This window comes from Mesorhizobium sp. RSR380A, from assembly GCF_054719385.1.
The window spans coordinates 1,585,334-1,610,221 of sequence record NZ_JBTTIB010000001.1 but is presented as its reverse complement, the minus strand read 5'-3'; the positions used below and the strand labels follow the sequence as shown (position 1 = coordinate 1,610,221).

Below are 24,888 nucleotides of genomic sequence, written 5' to 3'. Positions count from 1 at the left end.
ATCTACCATCCTTGTGTGGAGATACGCGCGATATGGCAAGTTTCGAGAAAGTGAGTGTCCAAGAGTTGGGGCGTCTTTGGGACGGGGGCATGGCGAGTGGCAGTTCGGTCGATGGAGACCAGGCTTTCGCCCGGATCAAAAGCAAGCTCGATGCGAAAGTTGCCGAACGCAAGTCGCAAAAACGCTGCGCTTCCAGCCGGAAACCGAGCCGATGAAGCGGAAGTAGCTACCAGGCCAGAACGGCCGGTTCCTTCTCAACCTGGCCCAGCAGCCAGTCGCGAAAGCTGACGACGGGCGGGTGGCCGCGCTTGTCGTTCGGGACGACGAGGTAGTAGGCGCTGCGGCTTTGCATCGGCTGTCCCGGCGCCTGCACGAGCTGACCGCGCTGCAATTCGCCGGCGATAAGAACTTGCGGCAGGAGCGCGACGCCAAGCCCCGCCATGCAGGCTTGGGCAACGGTGCCGAATTGCTCGAACTGCATGCCGGGTCCGATCGGTGCGCTCAAGCCCTGTTCCTCGAACCATTCGCCCCAGGCCCCGGGACGCGTCGCCATGTGCAGCAGCGGCAGGCGGCTGATGTCGGCCGCCGTGGTGATATCGCGGCTGGCAAGGAAGTCTGGCGAGACCACCGGCATTACGGTCTCGCGCATCAGAAGCGTGGAGTCGGCGTCCGGCCAGTCGGGCTGGCCATGATGGATGGCGGCGTCGAGCCGCTCGCGGGCGAAGTCGAAGCGGCCGATGCGGGTGACAAAGTTGATGGTGATGTCAGGGTTTTCTGCGACGAAATCCGGGATCAGCGGCATCAGCCAGCGCGTGCCGAAGGTCGGCAGTATGGCGAGGTTCAGCATGCCGCTATGCCGATTGCTCATCAATCCGAGCGCGGCGTCGCGCAATTGCCCGAGTGCCGCCCGCACGGCTTCGGCATAGATTTCGCCCGCCGTGGACAGCCGAACATTGCGGCTGTCGCGCTCGAACAGCCGGCGGCCGAACTGTTCCTCCAGAAGTGCTATCTGGCGGCTGACGGCCCCTTGGGTCAAATCGAGTTCCTGGGCGGCAGCGGTGAAGGAGCCAAGGCGGGCCACGGCCTCGAAGGCGGCAAGGGCGCTGGTGCTGGGTAAAAGCCGGCGTTGGACGTTCATGATCCATTACTAAACCTCATTGATCTGTGATGCAATTTTGTTTGATTTTTCCGAAGCGGAGGTGGATAAGCCCGAGCACTTCAAGATTTTGGGAGAGAGCGAAGCCATGGCCGCCGACAAGAACGCGTTCGTCTGGGAAGACCCCTTCCTGATCGAGAACCAGCTTTCCGAGGATGAGCGCATGGTGCGCGATGGCGCGGCCGCCTTTGCCGCCGACAAGCTCGCGCCGCGCATCGAGGAGGCCTATCTCGAGGAAAAGACCGACGCCGGCATTTTTCGTGAGATGGGCGAGGCCGGCCTGCTCGGCATCACCATTCCCGAGGAATATGGCGGGCTCGGCGCCAATTACGTCACCTACGGGTTGGTGGCGCGCGAGGTCGAGCGGGTCGATTCCGGCTACCGCTCGATGATGTCCGTGCAGTCGTCGCTGGTGATGTATCCGATCCATGCCTATGGCTCGGAAGAACAGCGCAAGAAATTTCTACCTAAGCTGGCCTCCGGCGAATGGATCGGCTGCTTCGGCCTGACCGAACCGGATGCGGGTTCCGATCCCGGCGGTATGAAGACGCGGGCCGAGAAGACCGCGAACGGGTACAGGATTTCCGGCTCGAAAATGTGGATCTCCAACGCGCCGATCGCCGATGTGTTCGTCGTCTGGGCGAAGCTCAAGGGCGACAACGGCAAGGACGAAATCCGCGGCTTCGTGCTGGAAAAGGGCATGAAGGGGCTTTCGGCACCGAAGATCGGCGGCAAGCTCAGCCTTCGCGCGTCGATCACCGGCGAAGTGGTGATGGAAGGCGTCGAGGTTGGCGAAGATGCGCTGCTGCCCAACGCCAAGGGCCTCGGCGGTCCGTTCGGCTGCCTCAACCGCGCGCGCTACGGCATTTCCTGGGGCGCGATGGGCGCGGCCGACGATTGCTGGCGCCGGGCGCGGCAATATGGCCTCGACCGCAAGCAGTTCGGCAAGCCGCTCGCCGGCACGCAGCTGTTCCAGAAGAAGCTCGCCGACATGCAGACCGAGATCGCGCTGGGCCTGCAGGCCAGCTTGCGGGTCGGAAGGCTGATGGACGAGGGCAAGATGGCACCGGAGATGATCTCGATCGTCAAGCGCAACAATTGCGGCAAGGCGCTCGACATCGCCCGCCAGGCCCGCGACATGCATGGCGGCAACGGCATCCAGATCGGCTACCACGTCATGCGCCACGCGCAGAACCTGGAGACGGTCAACACCTATGAAGGCACGCATGACGTGCATGCGCTGATCCTTGGCAGGGCTCAGACGGGGATACAGGCGTTTTTCTAAGCTGTGCCGAATTCAAGTGAGGCCGGCCTGCAAATGGCCGATACCTGCGCTTCCGGTGCTCGCGTACCAAAAGTACGCTCTGCTCCGGTTCTCGGTATCAGCCATTTTCGACTCGGCCTGACCTGAATCTCGACACAGCGTAGCCGGCTTCGGCTGCTTAATTTAGGTGCAGCGCAACATCTCTGCTTGGAGAATGGCCAATAGATGTGTCAGGGTTCGGCTGAAGAAACGCCGATCTCCGGGGCCCCATGGCAATACTGGCAGCCGTCTACCACCTGACCCATTACAAATATGACCGGCCGGTGGTTCTCGGGCCCCAGGTCATCAGGCTGCAGCCGGCACCGCATTCCCGCACCAAGGTGCTCAGCCATTCGCTGAAGGTCGGGCCGGCGAACCACTTCGTCAATCTGCAGCAGGACCCCTACGGCAATTTCCTGGCCCGCTTCGTCTTCCCGGAACCGGTGACGGAATTGAAGATCGAGGTCGACCTCGTCGCCGACATGACGATCTACAATCCGTTCGATTTCTTCGTCGAGCCATCGGCCGAGACCTTCCCGTTCGAGTACCCCGAAGACATCAGGGACGATCTCGCCATCTACCGCACGCCGGAGCCGGCGGGGCCGCTGCTGTCTGCTTTCCTCGCAACCATCGACCGTAGCGCCACCAACACCGTCAATTTCGTCGTCGACCTCAATGCGCGGCTGCAGCGGGAGATCGCTTATATCGTGCGGATGGAAACCGGCGTGTTCTCGCCGGAGGAAACGCTGGCCGCGAAAAAGGGATCGTGCCGGGATTCGAGCTGGCTGCTGGTGCAAATCCTCAGGAATCTCGGCCTCGCCGCGCGTTTCGTCTCCGGCTATCTGATCCAGCTGAAGCCCGATCTGGTCGCGCTCGATGGCCCAGCCGGGACCGCCGTAGACTTCACCGACCTGCACGCCTGGTGCGAGGTCTATCTGCCGGGCGCCGGCTGGATCGGCTTCGATCCGACGTCCGGCCTGCTCACCGGCGAAAGCCATGTGCCGCTGGCGGCCACGCCGCATTTCCGCAACGCCGCACCCATTTCCGGCATGGCGAGCTTCGCCAATGTCGAATTCGGCTTCGACATGCGTGTCGACCGCATCGCCGAACATCCGCGCATCACCAAGCCATTCTCGGACGAAAGCTGGCAGGCGCTGGATGGGCTGGGCAACAAGGTCGACGCCGCACTTCAAGCGGGCGACGTCAGGCTGACCATGGGCGGCGAGCCGACCTTTGTCTCCATCGACGATTTCGAGTCCGCCGAGTGGAACACCGCCGCCGTCGGCCCGACCAAGCGCGAAAAGGCCGATGCGCTGATCCGTAAATTGCGCGAACGCTTCGCGCCGGGCGGCTTCCTCCACTACGGCCAGGGCAAATGGTATCCGGGCGAGAGCCTGCCGCGTTGGACCTTCTCGCTGTATTGGCGCACCGACGGCCAGCCGGTGTGGAGCGATCCGTCGCTGATCGCACACGAAAAGAGCGATGCGAAGGTCGGGCCGCAGCAGGCGGAAAACCTGCTGACGGCAATCGCCGGCGAACTCGGCATCGACAAGGCGATGGTCAGCGAGGCCTATGAGGACCCGGCCGAATGGCTGCTCAAGGAAGGCAAGCTGCCCGACAATGTCGATCCGTCCAACTCCAAGCTGGAAGACCCGGAAGAGCGCAGCCGCATGGCGAAAGTGTTCGAGCGCGGGCTGACCAGGCCGTCCGGCTACGTGCTGCCGGTGCAGCGCTGGAACAGCCAGGCTTCGGACCCGCGCTGGCGCTCGGAGAAGTGGAAGACACGGCGCGGGCGGCTGTTCCTGGTGCCGGGCGATTCGCCTGTCGGTTACCGCCTGCCGCTGGGCACGCTGCCCTATGTGCCGCCGGCGCAGTTCCCCTATATTGTGCCGGTCGATCCGTCGCTGCCGCGTGGACCGCTGCCGGCGCGGGAAGCCATACTGCCAGAACCGGCTCCGGCCGAGCTGGAAGGCGCCGACGAGATGGCACGACGCCAGCAGGCGATTTCTTTCACGGCGACGACCGGCCAGCAGGATAGGGTCGAACAGGAGATCACCGAGATCGGCGGCGCTGTGCGTACAGCACTTTCGGTCGAGCCGCGCGATGGCAGGCTGTGCGTATTCATGCCGCCGGTCGAGGCGCTGGAAGATTATCTCGAACTGGTCGCAGCCGCAGAAAACGCGGCCAAGGCGATCGGCCTTCCCGTGCATATCGAAGGCTATGGACCGCCGCACGATCCGCGCCTCAACGTCATCAGGGTGGCACCCGATCCCGGCGTCATCGAGGTCAACATCCATCCGGCTGCCAACTGGCAGGACTGCGTGGCGACGACGACGGCGATTTACGAGGAAGCACGGCAGACACGGCTTGGCGCCGACAAGTTCATGATCGATGGCCGCCACACCGGTACCGGCGGCGGCAACCATGTCGTCGTCGGCGGCGCAACGCCCAATGACAGCCCGTTCCTGCGCCGGCCCGATCTGTTGAAGAGCCTGGTGCTACAATGGCAGCGGCGCCCGTCGCTGTCCTATCTATTTTCCGGCCTGTTCATCGGCCCGACCAGCCAGGCGCCGCGCTTCGACGAGGCGCGGCACGACTCGCTTTACGAACTCGAGATCGCGATGGCGCAGGTGCCGCATCCGGGCCAGGGCAACACACCGCTGCCTTGGCTGGTCGACCGACTGTTTCGCAACCTGTTGACCGATGTCACCGGCAATACGCACCGCTCGGAAATCTGCATCGACAAGCTGTTTTCGCCCGATGGCCCGACCGGCCGGCTTGGGCTTGTCGAGTTCCGCGGTTTCGAGATGCCGCCCAATGCGCGCATGTCGCTGGCGCAGCAATTGCTGGTGCGCGCCATCATCGCCCGTGCGTGGAAGAACCCGCTTGATGGCCGCTTCGTGCGCTGGGGCACCTCGCTCCATGACCGTTTCATGCTGCCGCATTATGTCTGGGCGGATTTCCTCGACATGCTCGACGACCTCAAGCTCAACGGTTTTGAATTCCGGCCGGAATGGTTCGATGCCCAGCTGGAGTTCCGCTTTCCGTTCTGCGGCGAAGTCCAGCATGCCGGCATCAAGCTGGAACTGCGGCAGGCGCTGGAGCCGTGGCATGTGATGGGTGAGCAAGGCGCCATCGGCGGCACTGTGCGTTTCGTCGACTCCTCGGTCGAACGGCTGCAGGTCAGGACCGAAGGCCTCAACCCGGACCGTCATGCCATTGTCTGCAATGGCCGAATCGTGCCGATGAAGGTCACCGACAATCGCGAGGTCGCGGTGGCCGGTGTGCGCTTCAAGGCCTGGCAGCCTTCGTCGGGCCTGCACCCGGCGCTGCCGGTCAACACGCCGCTCGTCTTCGATATCTACGACCGTTGGTCGGGGCGGGCGGTGGGCGGCTGCGTCTACCATGTCGCGCATCCAGGTGGGCGCAGCTACGACACCTTCCCGGTCAACGGCAATGAGGCTGAGGCGCGGCGTCTCGCCCGCTTCGAGCCGCGCGGCCATACGCCGTCGGCCTATGTGGTGCGCAATGAAGAAGCCTCTGAAGACTTCCCCATGACCCTTGACCTCAGGCGGCCAGCAAGACTCTGATCAGCGATGGCAAAGGGGAATCAGAAAAAGGTCCGCGGCAAGCCGCTGAGGCACAGTCTGCTGGAGCACTACCAGCCGATTGACGGCGTCGTCGACGAGATGGTCGATGCTTCGGGCCGTCCGCGTCCGGCCTGGGCGCCCTTCATCGAGGCGCTGGAGGAGCTGGGCCCGGAAAAGCTCGGCCAGCGCTTTGCCCGTGCCGACCAGTATCTGCGCGACGCCGGGGTTTATTACCGCGTCTATGACAAGGCCGGCGCCAATGAGCGCGAATGGCCGCTGGCGCATATCCCGCTGCTGATCGAAGACAAGGAATGGGCCGGGATCAGCGCCGGTCTCGTCCAGCGCGCCGACCTTTTCGAGGAGATAGTCGCTGATATCTATGGCCCGAACCGGCTGATCGAGAAGGGAATCCTGCCGGCAGGCCTGATTGCGGCGAGCCCCGAATTTTTGCGCCCCGTCGTCGGCACCATGCCGGCCAGCGGTCATTTCCTGCATTTTTGCGCCTTCGAGCTCGGCCGTGGGCCGGATGGAAGCTGGTGGGTGCTGGGCGACCGCACGCAGGCGCCGTCGGGCGCCGGCTTTGCGCTGGAAAACCGCGTCGCCACGACGCGGGCTTTGTCCGACGTCTATGGCGAGATGCATGTGCATCGCCTGGCCGGTTTCTTCCGCCGCTTTCGCGATGCGCTGATCGGCATGGCGAAGGAGAATGACGGCCGCGTCGCCATTCTGACGCCGGGGCCGCTCAACGAGACTTATTATGAGCACGCCTATATCGCCCGCTATCTCGGCATCATGCTGCTCGAGGGCGAGGATCTGACCGTGTCCGGCGGCAAGCTGATGGTGCGCACGGTTTCCGGGCTGATGCCGATCAGCGTGCTGTGGCGGCGGCTCGACGCCGCCTTTGCCGATCCGCTGGAACTGAGGTCGGACTCGCATATCGGCACGCCGGGGCTGGTCGAGGCGATCCGCCGCGGCACCGTGTCTACGGTCAATGCGCTGGGGTCGGGCTTGATGGAAACCCGGGCGCTGCTCGCCTTCCTGCCGAAGATTTCGCGCGCATTGCGCGGCGAAGAACTTCTGTTGCCAAGCGTGGCCACCTGGTGGTGCGGGCAAGCAACCGAACGGGCCCATGTGCTTGCCAATATCGATCGCATGGTGATCGGTCCGGCGCTGTCGACGCGGCTGGCCTTCGAGGATGACGGCCAGACCAGGCTCGGTTCGGCACTGACGCCGGAGGAACGCATCGCGCTGATTGCGCGAATCGAGAGCGATGGCAGCGGTTTCGTCGGCCAGGAAGCGGTGACGCTGTCGACGACGCCGGTCTATGTCGGCGGCTGGCTGGAGCCACGGCCGGCAAGCCTGCGCGTTTATCTCGCGCGCACGCCCGATGGCTGGACGGTAATGCCGGGCGGTTTCGCCCGTGTCGGCCTTTCGCTCGACCCGACGGCCATCGCCATGCAGCGCGGCGGCCAGGCGGCCGACGTCTGGGTGGTCAGCGACCGGTCGGTCGAGCGCGAGACGCTGCTGCCGCAGGAGCATGACAGCTTCGTCCGCACCATGCCGGGCAGCCTGCCCAGCCGCGCGGCGGAAAACCTGACCTGGCTCGGCCGCTATATCGAGCGCTCGGAGGATACGGTTCGCATCCTGCGCGCGTATCATGTGCGGCTGGCCGAGACGTCCGATCCTGACATGCTGCTGCTCGCCGATATAAGGGACTATCTCGAACCCTTCGGCATCGATCTCGAAGCGGCCATTCCGCCCGGATTGATCGGCACGCTGGACAGCGCCGTCTACAGCGCCGGACAGATCCGCGACCGCTTTTCGCCCGATGGCTGGCTGGCGCTGAAGGACCTGTCGAAGACCATTCATCAGTTCGCCACCACGGTGGCGCCGGGTGACGACGCGACACGGGCGATGACGGTCATGCTGCGCAAGTTGGCCGGCTTTTCCGGCCTGTTGCACGAGAATATGTACCGTTTCACTGGCTGGCGTTTCCTCGAGATCGGCCGGCGGATCGAGCGCGGCATCCAGATCGCCCGTACGCTAGCCCGACTGACAAGGTCCGGTGCGCCGGACGGCTCGCTCGACATGATGCTGGAGATCGGTGACAGCGTCATGACCCACCGCCGGCAATATCCGGTGCGGGCCGGACGGCGCACGGTGATCGACCTCTTGGCGCTCGACCCACTCAACCCGCGCTCGATCCTGTTCCAGCTCGAACGGCTGAAGGCGGAGATCGGCCTGTTGCCATCGGTTGGGCCGGAGGGGCATATGTCCGTCGCGGCCAAGGAAATCCTGCAGCTCAACACGGCAATTGCCGTCATGGAGCCATCGGAGATGTCGGCGGAGGTGCTGGACGATCTCGCAACTGAGATCGGCAACCTCTATAGCAGCCTGGCTAAAGCGTATTTCGGTTAACATGCTGTACGATATCAGGCTTCATCTCAGCTACGATTATGACGCCGCGGCCGGTGGCAGCCGGCATCAGGTGCGTGTATTGCCGCCGACCATTGCCGGCGTGCAGCGCGTGATCGCGGCCTCGCTTTCGTTTGTGCCGACCCCATCGGAGCGCACGGATTTTGCCGATTTCTTCGGCAACAATGTCACCGCGATCGCCTTTCGCGACGTCCATGACGGGCTCGACATCAGAATGAGCGCGCGCGTGTCGGTGTCACGGCCGGAGCCTGGGCTCGACGTGTCGCCCGATCTGCAGCGCCTGCGGGAAGAACTCGGCGCCGTACGGTCACTGGCGCCGGATGCACCGCATCACTTTCTCGCCGCCAGCGATCATGCCGGCATCGATGCGGCGATCACCGCCTATGCTCGCGACAGCGCCGGCGGCTCGACGGTCGGCATGGCCATCGATCTGTGCAACCGCATCCACCGCGACTTCACCTATGACGGGGAAGCGACCACGGTGCGTACCGGGGCCAGCGATGCCTTCCGTTTGAAGCGGGGCGTGTGCCAGGACTTCTCCCACATCATGATCGCCGGCCTGCGCGGTCTAGGTATTCCTGCGGGTTATGTCAGCGGCTTCCTGCGCACCATTCCACCGAAAGGGAAGCCGCGGCTCGAAGGCGCCGATGCCATGCATGCCTGGGTCAAGGTGTGGTGTGGGCGCGATGCCGGCTGGCAGGAATTCGACCCGACCAATGGCATGCGGGCCAGCAACGACCACATCACCGTTGGCTATGGCCGCGACTATTCCGACGTGGCTCCGATCGTCGGCGTGCTGAAAACCACCGGCGGCCAGGTCGGCGACCAGGCCGTCGACGTCATCCCGGTCGCGCTCGAGAAGGCCTGACAGCCTCGAAGCACAGCTTCTCAACAACGGCCATGCCCGTTATGCTCGGTCGAAACTTCGGGGAGGATCGGTCGGCAGGCATGCTGATGCGGAGTTCGGTATTGACGGCAATCAGTGTCATCATCCCGGCGCACAATGCGGCGGCAACCATTGCGGCCACGCTGGCCTCGCTTCGTTCCGAAGCCGAGGTTATCGGCGAGGTGCTGCTGGTCGACGATTCCTCCTCGGACGGGACGGCAGAAGCCGCGCTGAATGCCGCCACGCAATTCTCGTTGCCGTTGCGCGTGCTCAAGAGCAGCTGCCGGGACGCGGGCGGCTCCCGCAATGTGGCGCTGGCGCAGGCGCAATGCTCCTGGATCTACCTGATCGACGCCGACGACTTGCATCTGGAGGGCGGGCTGCGGTCGATGCTGGTCCGGGCGGGGGAGCAACCGGCCGCCGACATGGTGATCGGCGCCTACCGTCGGCGCACCGATGGCGAGAACCGGAACCTCAAGCTTCCAGCCGGCTACATAGAAGACGGTATAGCCAATGCCTCGGCCTATCTGGAAGGTCACATTCGCTCGATCGCCGTGGGCAGTGCGCTGGTTTCCCGGCGGGTCGTCGGCGACACGCGCTTCCCGACCGGGCTTGCCTATGACGAGGACACGCTGTTCTGGTCCAGGCTGATGGGCAGGGCGTCGCTTGCCCTGATCGTGCATCCCGTCATGATCTACCACGTTTCGGCAGTGCGTTCTGATGATCGCTTCATCACCAGGCCGGTGCGCCGCTTTCTCGACTGGCGGCTGGCGCTGCGCGAGCTGACTGACTGTGGCATCCCACTGTCGTCGCTAAAGACCAGGGAGGGGGCTGGTCGCCCTCAAGATCGCCCGGGTTCACTATGCGCGCGGTGATCTGGAGACGGCGGCGCGGTTCCTGAGGATCGCGGCGGCGGCGCCGAAGGTGCGGTCGAACACCTGGCGCTGCAGGCGCTACCAGCTGAAGCTGGCGCTGCGGCGCTGGTTTTCCTCTCCGCGCGTCCAGTTGCAACGTGCCTGAATCAGCCCCGCCGCAGCTTGCCGTCATTGTCATCGGCTATCGCGCGCCGGCTCAAATCGTCGAGGCGGTGACATCCCTGCTGGATCAGGATGAGCCGCTCGAGATCATGGTGGTCAACTCGGGCGGAGGCGAGGTCCTGGCGCTGCTGACCGGCGCCGGGGTCAAGGTGCCAGTGATCGAGGTCGGTCGAAGGCTGTTTGTAGGCGCAGCCCGCAATCTCGGCATTGCGGCCACCAAAGCGCCTTTCGTTGCCTTTCTTGCCGATGATTGCCTCGCCTGTTCGGGCTGGGCCGAGGCACGGATGCAGCGGCATCTGGCTGGCGACCGCGCCGTGGCGAGCGCGATGGTGAATAGCCATCCGCGCAATCTGATCGCCTGTGCGGCTCATCTGATCATGTTCATGCGACGGCTTCCCGGTCTGCCGTCGGATCGTGCGCTGCGTTACGGCGTGTCGTTCGATCGGCGGCTGTTCGATGAATTTGGCTTGTTCGATGAAACCATGCCTGCTGCCGAAGACACCGAATTCCTGGGGCGGCTGCCGCAGGAACTGCAGCCGGTGTGGGAGCCTAAGGTGCAAACCGTTCATCGCAACGAAACCCGGCTGTCCAGATTGCTTGCCGATCAGTACAGGCGCGGCTGTCGCCGCGGCGATTACCTCGCAGCGTCTGCCCTGAACACTCCGTTTCGGTGTTTTCGCGACACGTTTCGCGATCGGCGGAATGCCCGCAAGCTGGCGAAGATCGGGCTTTCCGATCGGGATCGAACTTTCGCGATGATGTCGATGCCAATTGTCTGGCTTGCCCTGCTGGTCAAATCCGTGGGTGTCTATATTGGCGTGCGAAATCGCGTGAAAGCGGCAACAAGAAAATGATAACGAGCCAAATCAAGCCTCGACGCTTGCGACGGAGCCGACTGTTCTGGACGCGCCAGAGAACGGTCGCAGTTTTCAGCTATCGTTATGACGCGCATCTGGTTGCCGATCTGATCACCAATATCGATCCGGTCGTTGACGGCTGGATTGCCTATGACAATCGCGGGGCGACCGGCGTGTTCAGCAGCGAGCCGCAGCGGCGGCGGATCTTACTCGACGCAGCGCATGAAGCTGCCGCCGACTGGATCCTGGCTATTGATCCCGATGAGCGGCTGGAACGCGGTACCGCGGAGCGGATCGGACAGCTGACGGGGGATTACAGGCGCATGGCCTGGGGGTTCCGGCTCCGCGAATTGTATTCGCCGGCCGAGTACCGGGTCGACGGGCTGTGGGCCGAAAAGTTCCAGTATCGTCTGTTCAGAGCCTACGATCCGGCGAAGTACCGACCAGAGGACCTGCACGGGCTCTGGTATCCTCCCGATCTTGGTTTCAAGGCCCGCAACAGCGGGCTCAACCTCTATCATTTAAAGATGATGGAGCCGAAGCGGCGGATCGCCCGCCGCAATCTCTACCACCACCTTGATCCAAAGGGGCTCCTGCAGGATGTGGGCTATGACTACCTTGCCGATGAGGCAGGGGCCGTGTTCGAACAGATTCCGCCCGGGCGCGACTACCATCCGCCTCACGTCGACGATGGCGGCCTCTGGATGGCCGTGCCGGCTGGTGCCACCATTGGTGGACCCGACCACATTCCATAGCAACGGGGTGGAACCAGCAGTCGGCTTGGCGCTTATCTACGAGAAAAATTTCGTGGAGCGGGCATGCTTGACAAATCTGGGACGCCATCCGGCCGGTCGGCTGCCGGACAGGGGGACGATGGAGCGCCGAAGAACGGCGCGCAGACCGCTGCCGAACAGGCCTCGCTCACCTATATCAGCGACAGCGAGCCGGGGATCCGGCGCCTGAAGGCGGGCGAAGGCTTTTCCTACAAGGGCGCGAAAGGACAGGCCGTCGGCGCGGCAGCCATTGCCCGCATCAAGGCGCTGGCCATTCCGCCGGCATGGACGGATGTGTGGATCTCGCCCGATCCCGCCGGCCACATCCAGGCGACCGGCCGCGACCAGCGCGGGCGCAAACAGTACCGCTACCATCCGCTGTGGGCCGCCGAGCGCGACGGCGCCAAATACTCCAGCCTTGTCGCCTTTGCCGAAAGCCTGCCGGAGCTTCGCCGCCGGATCGATGCCGATCTGCGCCGCCGTGGCCTGCCGGCCGAGCGCGTCGTGGCGGCAATTGTCTGGCTGCTCGACAACACGATGATCCGGGTCGGCAATGCCGCCTATGCCCGCGACAACAAGAGCTTTGGGCTGACGACGCTACGCGACCGCCACGTCGACATCAAGGGATCCAGCCTGCGCTTTGCCTTCAAGGGCAAGTCCGGCAAGGAATGGAAGTTGAAGCTGGTCGACCGCCGCATCGCCCGGGTCGTGCGCGGCGCGCAGGATATTCCGGGGCAGCAACTGTTCCAATATCTCGACGAGGACGGCGAGAGGCATGGAGTGCGCTCCGACGATGTCAACCGCTATATCCGCGACGCGATCGGCGCCAATTTCAGCTCCAAGCATTTCCGCACCTGGGGCGGCACCATCCATGCCGCGTCGCTGTTTGCGCGGACGGAGCTTCCCGAAAGCCAGGCGCAGACCAAGCGTGTAATGAACGCCGTCATCGACAAGGTGGCCGAGCGGCTCGGCAACACACGCGCCGTCTGCCGCAAATGCTACATCCATCCACAGGTTTTCGAAGCCTGGGTGGAAGGGCGGCTGCTTAGCGAAATGACCGAGGCCAACAAGCGCAAGCGATCGATAGACGGTCTCGATGATGAAGAGGCTCTTGTGCTGAGATGGTTGAAGGCAAGCGAAGGCTGACAAAAATGGCGTAACTTTTTTGTCGACGCCATGTCGGCATAGGCCCTACTGTTTCGTCCTTTGAGACAGAAAAGGACGTCCCATGCTCTACGCTATCCTCTGCTATGCCTCCGAAGATGTCGTCTCCTCCTGGAGCAAGGCACAGGATGACGAGGTCATGGCAAAGCTCATGCATGTGCAGGAAAAATACGCTCAAGCCGGCCGGCTTGGGCCGGTGGCGCGGCTTTTGCCCACCACCGCCGCGACGACGCTGCGCAAGGTCAAGGGCGAATCGGTCGTCATCGACGGCCCGTTTGCCGAGACCAAGGAACAGTTCCTCGGCTTCTACACGCTGGAATGCGCCGATCTCGACGAGGCCGTCGACTTCGCGCGCGAGCTTTCCGAGGTCAATCCCAGCGGCGGATCCTATGAGATCCGACCGGTTTCCGTCTTCAACCCAACCAGAGTAGCCACATGACAGACCTCGCCTGGATAAGCTCGGCGATCAGCGCTGCCCGCCCGCAGGCTATGGGTGCGCTGCTGCGCTATTTCCGCAATCTCGATACGGCGGAGGAAGCTTTCCAGGACGCGTGCCTGAGGGCACTCAAGAACTGGCCGCAGAACGGGCCGCCGCGCGATCCTGCGGCCTGGCTGATCTTCGTCGGCCGCAACACCGGCATCGACGCGGTGCGCAAGCGCGCCAAGCAGGCGCCGATGCCGGAAGAGGACCAGATCTCGGACCTGGAAGATGCCGAGAGCGATATCGCCGAACGGCTGGACGGCGCGCACTACCGCGATGACATATTGCGGCTCTTGTTCATCTGCTGCCATCCGGATCTGCCGCCTACGCAGCAGATCGCGGTGGCGCTGCGCATCGTCTCCGGTCTCACCGTCAAGCAGATCGCGCGTGCGTTCCTGGTCGGCGAAAGCGCCATGGAACAGCGCATCACGCGCGCCAAGGCGCGCATTGCCGATGCCGGCGTGCCGTTCGAGACGCCCGGCGCGGTCGAGCGCTCGGAGCGGCTCGCCGCCGTTGCCGCCATGGTCTATCTGATCTTCAACGAAGGTTATTCCACCAACAGCGGCGAGGCGCCGGCGCGTGCGCCGCTTTGCGAGGAGGCGATCCGGCTGGCGCGCCTGTTGCTGCGGCTGTTCCAGACCGAACCGGAGATCATGGGCCTGACGGCATTGCTTTTGCTGCAGCATGCGCGCGCGCCGGCCCGCTTCGACGAGAATGGCGAGATCGTGCTGCTCGACGACCAGGACCGCTCGCTGTGGAGCCGCAAGATGATCGACGAAGGCCTGGCGCTGGTCGACAAGGCCCTGCGCCACCAGAAGCCCGGACCCTACCAGGTGCAGGCGGCGATCGCCGCCCTTCATGCGCGGGCGGCAACCCCCGAGGAGACCGACTGGACAGAGATCGACCTGCTCTACAGCCTGCTGGAGGCGATGCAACCTTCGCCGGTGGTGACGCTGAACCGTGCCGTTGCGGTCGCCAAGGTGCGCGGGCCGGAAGCTGCCCTTGCCATGATCGAGCCGCTTGGCGAGAGGCTGTCCGGCTATTTCCACTTCTTCGGCCTCAAGGGCGGTCTGTTGATGCAGCTCGGCCGTGGCGAAGAGGCGCGTGTCGCCTTCGATCGCGCCATTGCGTTGGCCAACACGGCAGCGGAAGCCGCCCATATCCGCATGCATATCGACCGGCTGATGCGGGACGGAGCCGTGAAGGCGCCGGCGAAGACAGCGCACTAAGCCTGTTCCTCCTCTGGCTCAATCGTGCAATCCCGGCTTGGACCATGCCGGGGTGGCGATTTTCCCCTGAAACGAGTAATGGCACGCCATGACAGCGCCCGCGGCATGCGGGCGATAATGGCGCCAAGGCTCGACCGCCGCCCTATGATGGCGAGCGGATCTGAAAGGGATAAAAATGACGATAGCGAAGGAAACGGCCGAACTTCTGGCGAAACTGGGTGTGGCCAAGGACGCGCTGACCGGCGGCGACCTCGTCGTGCGCAGCCCGGTGACGGGTGAACAGATCGCGGCGCTGAAGACGATTTCGCCGGCCGATGCGGCCAAGACCATCGATGCCGCGCACACGGCGTTCCAGGCCTGGCGGATGGTGCCGGGTCCCCGGCGCGGCGAACTGGTGCGGCTGCTCGGCGAGGAGTTGCGCGCGCACAAAACCGAGCTTGGCCGGCTGGTGTCGATCGAGGTCGGCAAGATCCCGTCGGAAGGCCTCGGCGAAGTCCAGGAAATGATCGACATCTGCGATTTCGCCGTCGGCCTTTCCCGCCAGCTCTACGGTCTGACCATCGCCACCGAGCGTCCGGGACATCGCATGATGGAGACCTGGCATCCGCTCGGCGTCGTCGGCGTCATTTCGGCCTTCAACTTCCCGGTCGCGGTGTGGTCGTGGAACGCGGCGCTGGCGCTGGTCTGCGGCGACGCCGTGGTGTGGAAGCCCTCGGAAAAGACGCCGCTGACGGCGCTCGCCTGCGAGGCGATTTTTGCCGGCGCGGTCAAGCGCTTCGGCGCGGATGCGCCGCAGGGCCTGGCACCGGTGCTGATTGGCGACCGCTCCGTCGGCGAGATCCTGGTCGACCACCCGAAGGTGGCGCTGGTTTCTGCCACCGGCTCGACCCGCATGGGCCGGGATGTCGGCCCGCGGCTGGCCAAGCGCTTTGCCCGCGCCGTGCTCGAGCTCGGCGGCAACAATGCCGGCATCGTCTGCCCGACCGCCGATCTCGACATGGCGCTGCGCGCCATCGCCTTTGGCGCCATGGGCACCGCGGGCCAGCGCTGCACGACGCTGCGGCGCCTGTTCGTGCATGACAGCGTCTATGACACGCTGCTGCCGCGGCTGAAGAAGGCCTATGAGAGCGTCTCGGTCGGCAACCCGCTGGAGACGTCTTCGCTCGTCGGGCCGCTGATCGACAAGGCGGCGTTCGACGCCATGCAGAAGGCGCTCAAGGAAGCCACCGCTCACGGCGGCAAGCTGACCGGCGGTTCGCGGGTCGAGAATGGCCATCCCGATGCCTATTACGTGCATCCGGCGCTGGTCGAAATGCCGAAGCAGGTGGCTCCCGTCACCGAAGAAACCTTCGCGCCGATCCTCTATGTGATGAAGTACTCCGATTTCGATGCCGTGCTCGACGAGCACAATGCGGTCGGCGCCGGACTGTCGTCGTCGATCTTCACCCGCGACCTGCAGGAATCCGAGCGCTTCCTCGGCGTCGATGGTTCGGATTGCGGCATCGCCAACGTCAACATCGGCACGTCGGGCGCCGAGATCGGCGGCGCCTTCGGCGGCGAGAAGGAAACCGGCGGCGGGCGCGAGAGCGGCTCCGATGCCTGGAAGGCCTATATGCGCCGCGCCACCAACACGGTGAACTATTCCAAGGCGCTGCCGCTGGCGCAGGGCGTGTCATTCGACATCGATTGAGATGCTGCGCCCGGCTTTTGACCAGTTGATCCACCCGAGCCCGTCGGCCGGATCGCTGCCGCTCGCGCGGATCGTTCCGCTTTCAGGCTTCGCCCCCGCTGTCCAGATGTCCGTATCCCGACGGCGGAAAGGCCACCTCGGCCATGCGCCCGGACGGGTCCTCGCGGTCGGCACGATCGGCTGCGCAACAGCGTCTGCGCCGAACGTTCAGCCAGCGTGCGGCGACGCCGGTCGGCAGGCTTCGAACGCGGCATCGATGACGGCAAGTTTGGCGGCTTGGACGGTCATGTATTCCTGGTAGAAGCTGTTCGACACCCACATCACCGAATGCCCGCGCTTGCCCATCCAGCCGACGCTGCCGAGCTTTTCGGCGTCGCGCAATTTGCGCGCAAGATGGGTGCGCGAGAGTTTTAGCCAACTGGCGAATTCGCCGATCGAAACCACGCTGGTCGGGATCCGGTCGAGGGCGGCATTGTCGGGATCGATGCCGGACATCAGCCAATCCATGACGATGCCGCCATTGTTGAGCCAGATGAACAGCGAAAACGTCAGCTTGGGCTCACGCACAGGGTTGGAGGAGAGCAGGCCTTCCGCCACCAGCGGCTGCAGCCTGGAAATCATGCCGTGCTGCTCGAGAAAGGCGGCGAGGCGGCTGCCGCTGTCGAGACCGTCGAGCGTGCGCAGGTGCGCAACCACCCAGCCGTCGAATTCCTTCAGCGTCGCTGCCGTCACCTGAAACGGGTGGGCTCGTCCGTCACCGGTGTGCGGCAGGTATTCGATGATGTGATAGTGCAGCATCTCCTTGATGAAGGCTTCGGCCGTGTTGCGGCTAGCGACGGAATAGTGAAGCACGGCATCGATGAAGCGGGCCAGTGTCAGTTCCGTGCGGGGATCGCGCGGGTCGCGGGCGAAATGCAGGGCTAGGCCGGTGTGAGCCAGCAACCAGCGCTGTTGCGTGGCGAACACGGCGGCCAGGCGTGGGCTCGTTTCATAGATATGCAGCAGCGCCTTCGACTGCGCCTCGACATGACGGTGCAGCGCCGGATGGCCGGCAATATATTCGAAATTCAGCGCCATCCTCCTCGTCCTCCGGCCAGCCCCCCGGCAGCGAAGACGTGCAATCACATTTCCAGCCTTAGCCGCCCGTGTCCAGCCATGCCAACCCGGACAAAAGGCCTAGAGCGAGCCTGGGCTATCGTTCCGGCTATTACGGCCGCAACCGCGAGGTGATGGAGAGCCATCGCGTCCTAGCCACGAACACCACATCGTGGCAAACTTCTTGTTAACCACATGCTCGGTGAAAATATCGGATTAACCTCAGATGCCACTATCGTGGTTATGTTCCGTACCTTAGCGTTCAATATGAGTTCAAGGGATGTGTGGATTCGGGGGTTATTTCGGGTCAATCCGGGATGCGGAAGCTTTGCTCACGCACATGGTAGCCGCAATTGCCCATCGTGGGCCGGATGAGCAAGGGAAATTCGTAGCACCCGATGCCGGGCTCGGGCATGCGCGGCTGTCGGTGATCGGCATCGGCGATGGCCAGCAACCGATGTCCGACGAGGCCGGCAATTTGACGATTGCGTTCAACGGCGAGATTTTCAACTACATAGAACTGCGCGAAGGGCTGATCGCCAAGGGCCGACACTTTCGGACGTCGAGCGACACAGAGGTCATCCTTCAGCTCTATGAGGAGATGGGCGAAGACTGCTTGTCTCTCCTGAACGGTGATTTCGCCTTGGCGATATGGGACAATCGGCAGCGACGAATGGTGCTTGCACGAGACCGGATGGGTGTCCGGCCGCTCTTCTACACAAGTAAGGACGGGGTGCTTTACTTTGCCTCGGAGATCAAAGCTCTGTTGAAGGTCCCGGGCGTCTCCGCTGAAATTGATCCGATTGCGCTGGATCAGATCTTTACGCTGTGGGCGCCGATCGCTCCGCGCACGGCGTTCCGCAATATCCACGAGTTGGAACCGGCAAGTGTGATGATCGCGACGCAGGGGCAGGTCACGGTCAGACGGTACTGGCACCTGGACTATCCGCATCGTGATGAGCCGTCGAAGATCACGAACGAGGACCACGCGGCAGAGGAATTGCAAGCCCTTCTGACCGATGCGGTGAGGCTTCGCATGCGGGCCGACGTGCCGGTCGGTTCCTATCTTTCCGGAGGGCTCGATTCGTCGCTCGTTTCGGCGCTTGCCGCCGGCATGACTCCTCGGAGACTGGAGACATTTTCCGTAACCTTCGACAGCGCCGAGCATGACGAAAGCGCCTTTCAGACCGAAATGGCCTCGGCGCTCGGCACGCGCCACCACGCCATAGAATGCGGCGCCCGCGATATCGCCAGCGTCTTTCCTGACGTCATCCGCTTTGCCGAGCGGCCGATCATCCGCACGGCGCCAGCGCCACTCTACAAATTGTCCGCCCTGGTTCGCCAGGCCGGCCTGAAGGTGGTGCTGACGGGTGAAGGCGCCGACGAGGTCTTCGCCGGTTACGACGTCTTCAAGGAGGCGCGTGTCCGCCGGTTCTGCGGGCGGCAGCCCACATCGCGCATAAGGCCGCAGCTGTTCCGCCGGCTTTACCCGTATCTGCCGGGCCTGCAACAGCAATCGGTGGAGTATCTGGCTGCCTTCTTCGGCACCAGCAACGCTGCCCTCGACGATCCGCTGTTCTCGCATCGGCCACGCTTCAAGACCACGGCGGCGGCGAAAATCTTCTTTTCCGGCGACCTGCGCGCGACGTTGAAGGGTTATGACGCAGCTGAAGAGCTGACCAGCCGCCTACCCGAGGCGTTTTCCCTATGGCATCCGCTGCATCAGGCGCAATATCTCGAAACCCGCTTCCTCCTGCCCGGCTACATCCTCTCCAGCCAAGGCGATCGGATGGCCATGGCGCACGGCATCGAAGGGCGGTTTCCTTTCCTGGATCATCGCGTGGTAGAGTTCGCGGCAAGACTTCCGCCGGAGATGAAACTGAAAGGCTTGATGGAGAAGCACATATTGCGCAAGGTGGCCAGGCACCACCTTCCGGCGGCGATCGGTAAACGCACCAAGCAACCTTACCGCGCCCCGGAGGCCCGCTCCTTCGTCGGGGCGGAGGAACTAGACTATGTTCGTGACTGCCTGGGCGAGGCGAGCATTACCGCCGGCGGCCTGTTCAACGCCAAGGCGGTGGCCAAGCTCCACGAGAAATGCCGCATTGAGACCGCGACCGGATTTCGCGACAACGCCGCCTTCGTCGGCATTCTGTCGACGCAGCTGTGGCAGAAGAATTTCGCCGGCCAAGCGGCCGGCGCGGCAAGAGCGGCCTGAGACGGCGAGGAAAAGGAAAGACATGATGACGGCAATCAAGGACAGGGTCAGAAGCTTTATCGTCGACAACTTCCTGTTCGGCGACACCTCCTACAAACTGTCGGATTCAGCCTCGCTGATCGAGAACGACATTATCGACTCGACTGCGGTACTTGAGCTGGTGGCCTTCATCGAGGACAATTTCGGCATCGCGATGGTGGATGCCGACATCGTTCCGGCCAACCTGGACTCGCTTGACCGCATCTCGTCCTTCATCGAGGCGAGAGCACAAACGCTGGCAGCGTAAGCGCCAACGGCGAGGAACGTCCCGTGCGGATCGAGCATTTTCTGGTGGCGAAGGCTGCTGCCCACCCGGCCAAGACGGCATTGGTCACCAAGGGCAAAAGGCTGAGCTACGAAGAACTCGACGACCTTTCGAGCCGGCTGGCCACCGCTCTCTTCATGAATGGGATCAGGCGCGACGACCGCGTTCTGATCTTCATGGACAATTGCTGGGAGGCCGCCGTATCGATCTTTGCCGCACTCAAGGCAGGTGCGACCTTCAGTCCGATCAACCCCTCCACAAAGGCCGACAAGCTCGGTTACGTCATCGCCGATTGCGACGCCAGGGCGGTCCTGACGCAGGCGAAGCTGATGCCCGTGGTCACCGAAGCCTGCGCATCGCAAGGCAAGCCCGGCATCTTCGTGGCTTCCACCCCTGGGGCCGACGGGCAATGCCCGGCAGGGGCCGCGTCCCTGACTGACTGCCTGACGTTCGATGGCGCGGAGGTAAACCATCGCGGCATCGACGTCGACCTTGCGATGCTGATCTACACGTCAGGTTCGACCGGCCGGCCCAAGGGTGTGATGATGACGCATCGCAATTGCGACGCCGCCGCGGGGTCGATCGCCACCTATCTGCGCAACGCGCCGGACGACATCATCCTGAACGTCCTCCCGCTTGCCTTCGACTATGGCCTCTACCAGTTGCTGATGGCAGTCAGGCTCGGGGCCACGCTGGTGCTCGAGAAGTCCTTCGCCTTCCCGCACGAGATCTTCGAACGCATCCGCAAAGAGGGCGTCACCGGCCTTCCGCTGGTGCCTACCATGGCGGCGATGATCCTGCAGATGCGTGATCTGGCGCCGGGTTTCCTGCCCAGCCTCCGCTATATTTCCAACACCGCGGCCGCCTTGCCGCCAGCCCACATAGAACGCCTGCGCTCGCTGCTGCCCGGCGTCCGGATCTATTCGATGTATGGGCTGACCGAATGCAAGCGCTGCACCTATTTGCCACCCGAGGAACTTGACCGCCGGCCAGGGTCGGTCGGCATAGCCATCCCCAACACGGAAGCCTTTGTCGTCGACGACCTTGGACAACGCGTGCCGGCGGGCGTGGCAGGTGAGCTAGTCATCCGCGGTCCGCACGTGATGCAGGGCTATTGGCGCAACAAGGCCGCGACGGAACGAGCGCTCCGGCCGGGGCCTAACCCTTGGGAAAAGGTGCTCTATACGGGCGACCTGTTCCAGACCGACGAGGACGGCTTTCTCTATTTTGTCGGGCGTAAGGACGACATCATCAAGACGCGTGGCGAGAAGGTCGCCCCCAAGGAAGTGGAGGCCGTGCTCCACGCCCATCCAGGTATCGCGGAAGCGGTGGTCGTCGGCGTGCCGGATCCGGTGCTGGGGCATGCGATTGGCGCGCTCGTCGTGCGGTCCGATCCGGCGCTTGGCGGAAAGGACATCATTCGTCACTGCGCGCGCCACCTGGAGGATTTCATGGTCCCCAAAATCATAGAGTTCCGGAGCGAATTACCGAAGACGGAGTCGGGCAAGGTCAGCCGCCGGCTCGCGGCTGAGATGATGGAGGCCGAGCAATGAACATCGGCTCAACCCAGGATGCGCCGGCCTTCACGCAAGCCCTGGCCATCGATCCCGCCGCCGAAACGGACAGGATCGTGGCGGCCCTGCGCGAGCAGTTGCGCGGCATTCGCAAGCGCGGACTCGTGCTCGGTCTTTCGGGCGGTGTAGATTCCAGCGTTTCGGCTGCATTGGCCGCGCGGGCCGTCGGCCACCAGAATGTGCTGTGCGTCCTCATGCCGGAAAGCGATTCCGACCCCGAAAGCCTGCGGCTCGGCCATCTGGTCGCCGACACTTTCGGCGTCGAGGCCGTTGTGGAGGATATCGGGCCGACCCTGCGGGCAATGGGCTGCTATGAACGCCGCGACGCCTTCATCCGCGAATTGGTCCCGGACTATGGCAAGGGCTGGGCCTCGAAGATCGTGATCGCGAACGTGCTCGAAGGCGAGGGCTACAACATCTCGTCGCTGGTGGTGCAGGACCCGCAAGGCAAGCAGACGAAATTGCGGATGCCGGTGGCTGTCTATCTCGGCATCGTTGCCGCCACCAACATGAAGCAGCGCACCCGCAAGCAGCTCGAATATTATCATGCCGACCGGCTGAACTTCGCCGTGCTCGGCACACCGAACCGGCTGGAATACGACCAGGGGTTCTTCGTCAAGAACGGCGACGGCGCCGCCGACGTCAAGCCGATCGCGCATCTCTACAAGACGCAGGTCTATGCGCTAGCCGCCTATCTCGGCATTCCGGAAGAGGTCCGCAACCGGCCGCCGACCACCGACACCTACTCGCTGGCGCAGACGCAGGAAGAATTCTACTTCTCCCTGCCTTACGATCGGATGGATCTGTGTCTCTACGGCCTCAACAACGGCGTGTCCGCCGAGGTGGTAGGGCAAGCGGCGGGATTGACCGCCTCACAGATCGAACGCGTCTGGGCCGACATCGCCGCCAAGCGAAAGGCAACGCGCTATCTGCACCTGCGCCCGCAGCTCGTTGACGGCGTGGACGAAGTCGGCTCCTGACCTATGCATATCGAGCAAAAGTGATCCGGTCTTGCGATACGACATGCATGAAAGAAATACTAAGCTCTTGTCTTTACGCAATTCCGGACGGAAAGCCGCGCACCCTTTCCTGGAATTGCTGTAGGCGGAACGCTTCAGGTGAAGCGGCCGCCGATCAACTGGCTCCACTGCTCGCCCGCAAGCCCGTTCAGAAAGACCTGCGCGTTCTTCATGGCATCGAGAAGCTCGGGATCGCGTGAATGCACGACGGTCGAGGCGACCGGTATGAAGGCTATGCGTCTTACAAGCATGGCGTCCAGAAGCGCGGGCTGGACGCGGCCGCGCAAGCCGGAGACACCGCGCCGGGCGGCATGCTCGACCAGGCAATCGATCACCGGCCCGGCCTGGCCGGGAAGAGCGAGGACCTGCAGCACGCGGCCGATCCCGTCCGGTCGCGCGTAATAGGCGAAAGCGCCGACATTGGCGCCGTTCGGCGATGCCACCGACACGTAGACAAGCTCTCCGAAATCCGGCTTTTGCGCCGCATCGCCCAGAATATGGTTGAGCTGACCTTCCGCCCACTGCGGACGTAGCGGAAATTGGGCGCAAAGCGGCTCCAGCAGCCCCGCAAAGCTGCCGCTGTCGATCTCGGAGGCCCGAAATGCCCCCCGGCTCGATGCGTTGGCGACGACGCCGGTCCAGCGTCGTTGACTGCCCTTCATTTTGCGAAGGTAGAGCCGGTCGACGATCCGGGCGAGCGGGTTGAACATCCAGGCAAGCTTCATGTGATTGGCAAAAAGGCTGAGCATGAAGGTCGCCGGCCGCATCACGCGAACCCAGTCAAGGCTGTATTGCGGCAGCACAACGCCGCGAAGCCGCGTCCACAGTTTCACGGACGTATCATTGGCGGTTTCGCTGAAGGAGATGTCCTGCGGACCATCGAGGAAGGCCTTCAACAGGCGGGCACCGGCCATCGGATCGGTCTCGTGATCCTCGACCATCAGCGAGCTGCAGATGGCAGCGTAGAGCTGCCGGCCGTTGAATTTCATTGGCAGCGCATGAACGCCGACGAACCCGGAAACCTGGCCGGCGTCATTGACATGGACAAGCGAACGGAGCCCGCTGCCCCAGTCGGGTGCGTCCAGATAAAACCGCCTCATGTAATCGACGAGGGAGGCCGGCGCTGGCCCCCGCTTCTTGCGCAGCATGCGTTGAAACATGCCCGCGACGGCCGCAAGGTCGGCCTGATCGAGGGCGCGGACGACGCTCACGCCGGGCTCCCGGTTCCGGGAACCCGGCCACCATGTTTGCGCGCCATGGCGACACGGGGCTGGCCGTCGGCCGTCACGGCAAAGGTTGGGGTTTCGTAGGATTTCGTTCTCGATAAAAGGGTTGCTATCTGCCGATCTTGACCTTCGCCGAACTCAAATAGCAGCCATCCGCCTGGCTTGAGGAAAGCTGCGGCATCCCGGACCAGCCTTTGGAGGATCGAAATACCGTAAGGGCCGCCGTCGAAAGCTTCCCGAGGTTCGTTCTCCAACAGATGCGCGCTTTCGCTATCGAGACGGGATGAGGAAATATAGGGCGGGTTGCACACAACCATGTCGGCAGCGCCGCGGAGGCCGTCACCCTCGATCGCGGCAAATAGGTCGCCTTGCCGGACCTTGATCCTGTCCTGCAGGGCGAGGCGCACAACATTGCGGCGGGCAAGCGAAACCGTGCTGTCGGTCAGGTCCGCCGCCCACGCCCGAGCCCGAGGACATTCGCTGACGATGCCCACGGCAAGATTGCCGCTGCCGCAGCACATGTCGATCAGGATCGTTTCGTGCGCCTGTTCGCCAAGAATGGCCGCGGCCGTCCGGCCAAGCAGTTCCGTTTCGGCTCGCGGCACCAGGACGTCAGGCGCGAGTTCCAGCTCAACCCGCATGAAGCGGTGCAATCGCGGCCAATTGCGATCGTTTGCACGGCCGGCAGGAAGGCTGTGATGCTGCGGCAAGGAAAATCCCTATCCTGAGGATAAAACGCGGGTTCCCTGTTGTTACCAACTCCGGGTAAATTGATGTTAAAGATCATGATTGGATTGGGAGTAACCGGCCTATGTTGGCGGCGTCCTGTCCCATCAATGGCGGATTCCTG

Annotated in this window: 20 protein-coding genes; 16 read left to right on the top strand and 4 right to left on the bottom strand. The window is 63.5% G+C overall.

Annotated features, from left to right (window positions below):
• The first annotated feature begins 32 nt into the window (after positions 1–32).
• Positions 33–215: a hypothetical protein gene (locus ACYG9Z_RS07750; RefSeq protein WP_023714001.1), complete on the top strand. Its 183-nt coding sequence runs from the start codon at positions 33–35 to the stop codon at positions 213–215.
• A gap of 11 nt (positions 216–226) precedes the next feature.
• Here the strand turns inward: ACYG9Z_RS07750 and ACYG9Z_RS07745 are convergent, their stop codons facing one another.
• Positions 227–1,138, bottom strand: a complete 912-nt coding sequence (locus tag ACYG9Z_RS07745; protein ID WP_286439811.1) for a LysR family transcriptional regulator — start codon at positions 1,136–1,138, stop codon at positions 227–229.
• 106 nt (positions 1,139–1,244) lie between these two features.
• Between ACYG9Z_RS07745 and ACYG9Z_RS07740 the strand changes: the two genes are divergently transcribed.
• The 11 genes from ACYG9Z_RS07740 (at position 1,245) to amaB (ending at position 16,602) form a co-directional block, all read left to right on the top strand.
• A complete protein-coding gene (locus ACYG9Z_RS07740; protein ID WP_023751298.1) occupies positions 1,245–2,441 on the top strand; it encodes an acyl-CoA dehydrogenase in 1,197 nt (398 codons plus the stop codon).
• 248 nt (positions 2,442–2,689) lie between these two features.
• The gene (locus ACYG9Z_RS07735; protein ID WP_023751297.1) at positions 2,690–6,049 is read left to right on the top strand and encodes a transglutaminase family protein; all 3,360 of its coding nucleotides are present in this window, start codon (positions 2,690–2,692) and stop codon (positions 6,047–6,049) included.
• Positions 6,050–6,055: 6 nt separating this feature from the next.
• Positions 6,056–8,467 (top strand): circularly permuted type 2 ATP-grasp protein, encoded by a 2,412-nt coding sequence (locus ACYG9Z_RS07730; RefSeq protein WP_023728357.1) that lies wholly within the window; start codon positions 6,056–6,058, stop codon positions 8,465–8,467.
• 1 nt (position 8,468) lies between these two features.
• On the top strand, positions 8,469–9,353 hold the full coding sequence (locus ACYG9Z_RS07725) for a transglutaminase family protein (protein WP_023683456.1): 885 nt from the start codon (positions 8,469–8,471) through the stop codon (positions 9,351–9,353).
• A gap of 101 nt (positions 9,354–9,454) precedes the next feature.
• Entirely contained in the window at positions 9,455–10,246 is a 792-nt protein-coding gene (locus tag ACYG9Z_RS07720) for a glycosyltransferase family 2 protein (RefSeq protein ID WP_245259845.1), read from the top strand.
• 137 nt (positions 10,247–10,383) lie between these two features.
• The gene (locus ACYG9Z_RS07715) at positions 10,384–11,262 is read left to right on the top strand and encodes a glycosyltransferase family 2 protein (protein WP_023751296.1); all 879 of its coding nucleotides are present in this window, start codon (positions 10,384–10,386) and stop codon (positions 11,260–11,262) included.
• Positions 11,259–12,020 (top strand): glycosyltransferase family protein, encoded by a 762-nt coding sequence (locus ACYG9Z_RS07710; protein ID WP_023751295.1) that lies wholly within the window; start codon positions 11,259–11,261, stop codon positions 12,018–12,020. The genes ACYG9Z_RS07715 and ACYG9Z_RS07710 overlap by 4 nt, the downstream gene beginning before the upstream one ends.
• Before the next feature lie 63 nt (positions 12,021–12,083).
• The gene (locus tag ACYG9Z_RS07705; protein ID WP_023703952.1) at positions 12,084–13,184 is read left to right on the top strand and encodes a DNA topoisomerase IB; all 1,101 of its coding nucleotides are present in this window, start codon (positions 12,084–12,086) and stop codon (positions 13,182–13,184) included.
• 82 nt (positions 13,185–13,266) lie between these two features.
• Positions 13,267–13,641, top strand: coding sequence for a YciI family protein (locus ACYG9Z_RS07700; RefSeq protein WP_023671781.1), 375 nt, complete (start codon positions 13,267–13,269; stop codon positions 13,639–13,641).
• Entirely contained in the window at positions 13,638–14,912 is a 1,275-nt protein-coding gene (locus tag ACYG9Z_RS07695; RefSeq protein ID WP_023707663.1) for an RNA polymerase sigma factor, read from the top strand. Before ACYG9Z_RS07700 ends, ACYG9Z_RS07695 begins: the two co-directional genes overlap by 4 nt.
• Positions 14,913–15,087: 175 nt before the next feature.
• Positions 15,088–16,602 carry an L-piperidine-6-carboxylate dehydrogenase gene (amaB, locus tag ACYG9Z_RS07690; protein WP_023751293.1) on the top strand — a complete coding sequence of 505 codons (1,515 nt, stop codon included), beginning with the start codon at positions 15,088–15,090 and terminating at the stop codon, positions 16,600–16,602.
• Between the two features lie 207 nt (positions 16,603–16,809).
• Here the strand turns inward: amaB and ACYG9Z_RS07685 are convergent, their stop codons facing one another.
• Positions 16,810–17,679, bottom strand: a complete 870-nt coding sequence (locus ACYG9Z_RS07685) for a hypothetical protein (RefSeq protein ID WP_023751292.1) — start codon at positions 17,677–17,679, stop codon at positions 16,810–16,812.
• A 298-nt stretch (positions 17,680–17,977) separates the two neighbouring features.
• On the opposite strand from ACYG9Z_RS07685, the gene asnB reads away from it, so the two are divergent.
• The 4 genes from asnB to nadE are packed head-to-tail and all read left to right on the top strand — an operon-like array spanning position 17,978 to position 22,773.
• Positions 17,978–19,915 carry an asparagine synthase (glutamine-hydrolyzing) gene (gene asnB, locus ACYG9Z_RS07680; RefSeq protein WP_023744244.1) on the top strand — a complete coding sequence of 646 codons (1,938 nt, stop codon included), beginning with the start codon at positions 17,978–17,980 and terminating at the stop codon, positions 19,913–19,915.
• A 22-nt stretch (positions 19,916–19,937) separates the two neighbouring features.
• A complete protein-coding gene (locus ACYG9Z_RS07675) occupies positions 19,938–20,201 on the top strand; it encodes an acyl carrier protein (RefSeq protein WP_023671787.1) in 264 nt (87 codons plus the stop codon).
• A gap of 23 nt (positions 20,202–20,224) precedes the next feature.
• Entirely contained in the window at positions 20,225–21,772 is a 1,548-nt protein-coding gene (locus ACYG9Z_RS07670) for a class I adenylate-forming enzyme family protein (protein ID WP_023683447.1), read from the top strand.
• Positions 21,769–22,773: an NAD(+) synthase gene (gene nadE / locus ACYG9Z_RS07665; RefSeq protein WP_023751291.1), complete on the top strand. Its 1,005-nt coding sequence runs from the start codon at positions 21,769–21,771 to the stop codon at positions 22,771–22,773. The genes ACYG9Z_RS07670 and nadE overlap by 4 nt, the downstream gene beginning before the upstream one ends.
• A gap of 134 nt (positions 22,774–22,907) precedes the next feature.
• On the opposite strand, the gene ACYG9Z_RS07660 is transcribed toward nadE, so the two are convergent.
• Positions 22,908–24,023 carry a hypothetical protein gene (locus tag ACYG9Z_RS07660; protein WP_023671790.1) on the bottom strand — a complete coding sequence of 372 codons (1,116 nt, stop codon included), beginning with the start codon at positions 24,021–24,023 and terminating at the stop codon, positions 22,908–22,910.
• On the bottom strand, positions 24,020–24,748 hold the full coding sequence (locus ACYG9Z_RS07655) for a N5-glutamine methyltransferase family protein (protein ID WP_023671791.1): 729 nt from the start codon (positions 24,746–24,748) through the stop codon (positions 24,020–24,022). The genes ACYG9Z_RS07660 and ACYG9Z_RS07655 overlap by 4 nt, the downstream gene beginning before the upstream one ends.
• Between the last annotated feature and the right edge of the window lie 140 nt (positions 24,749–24,888).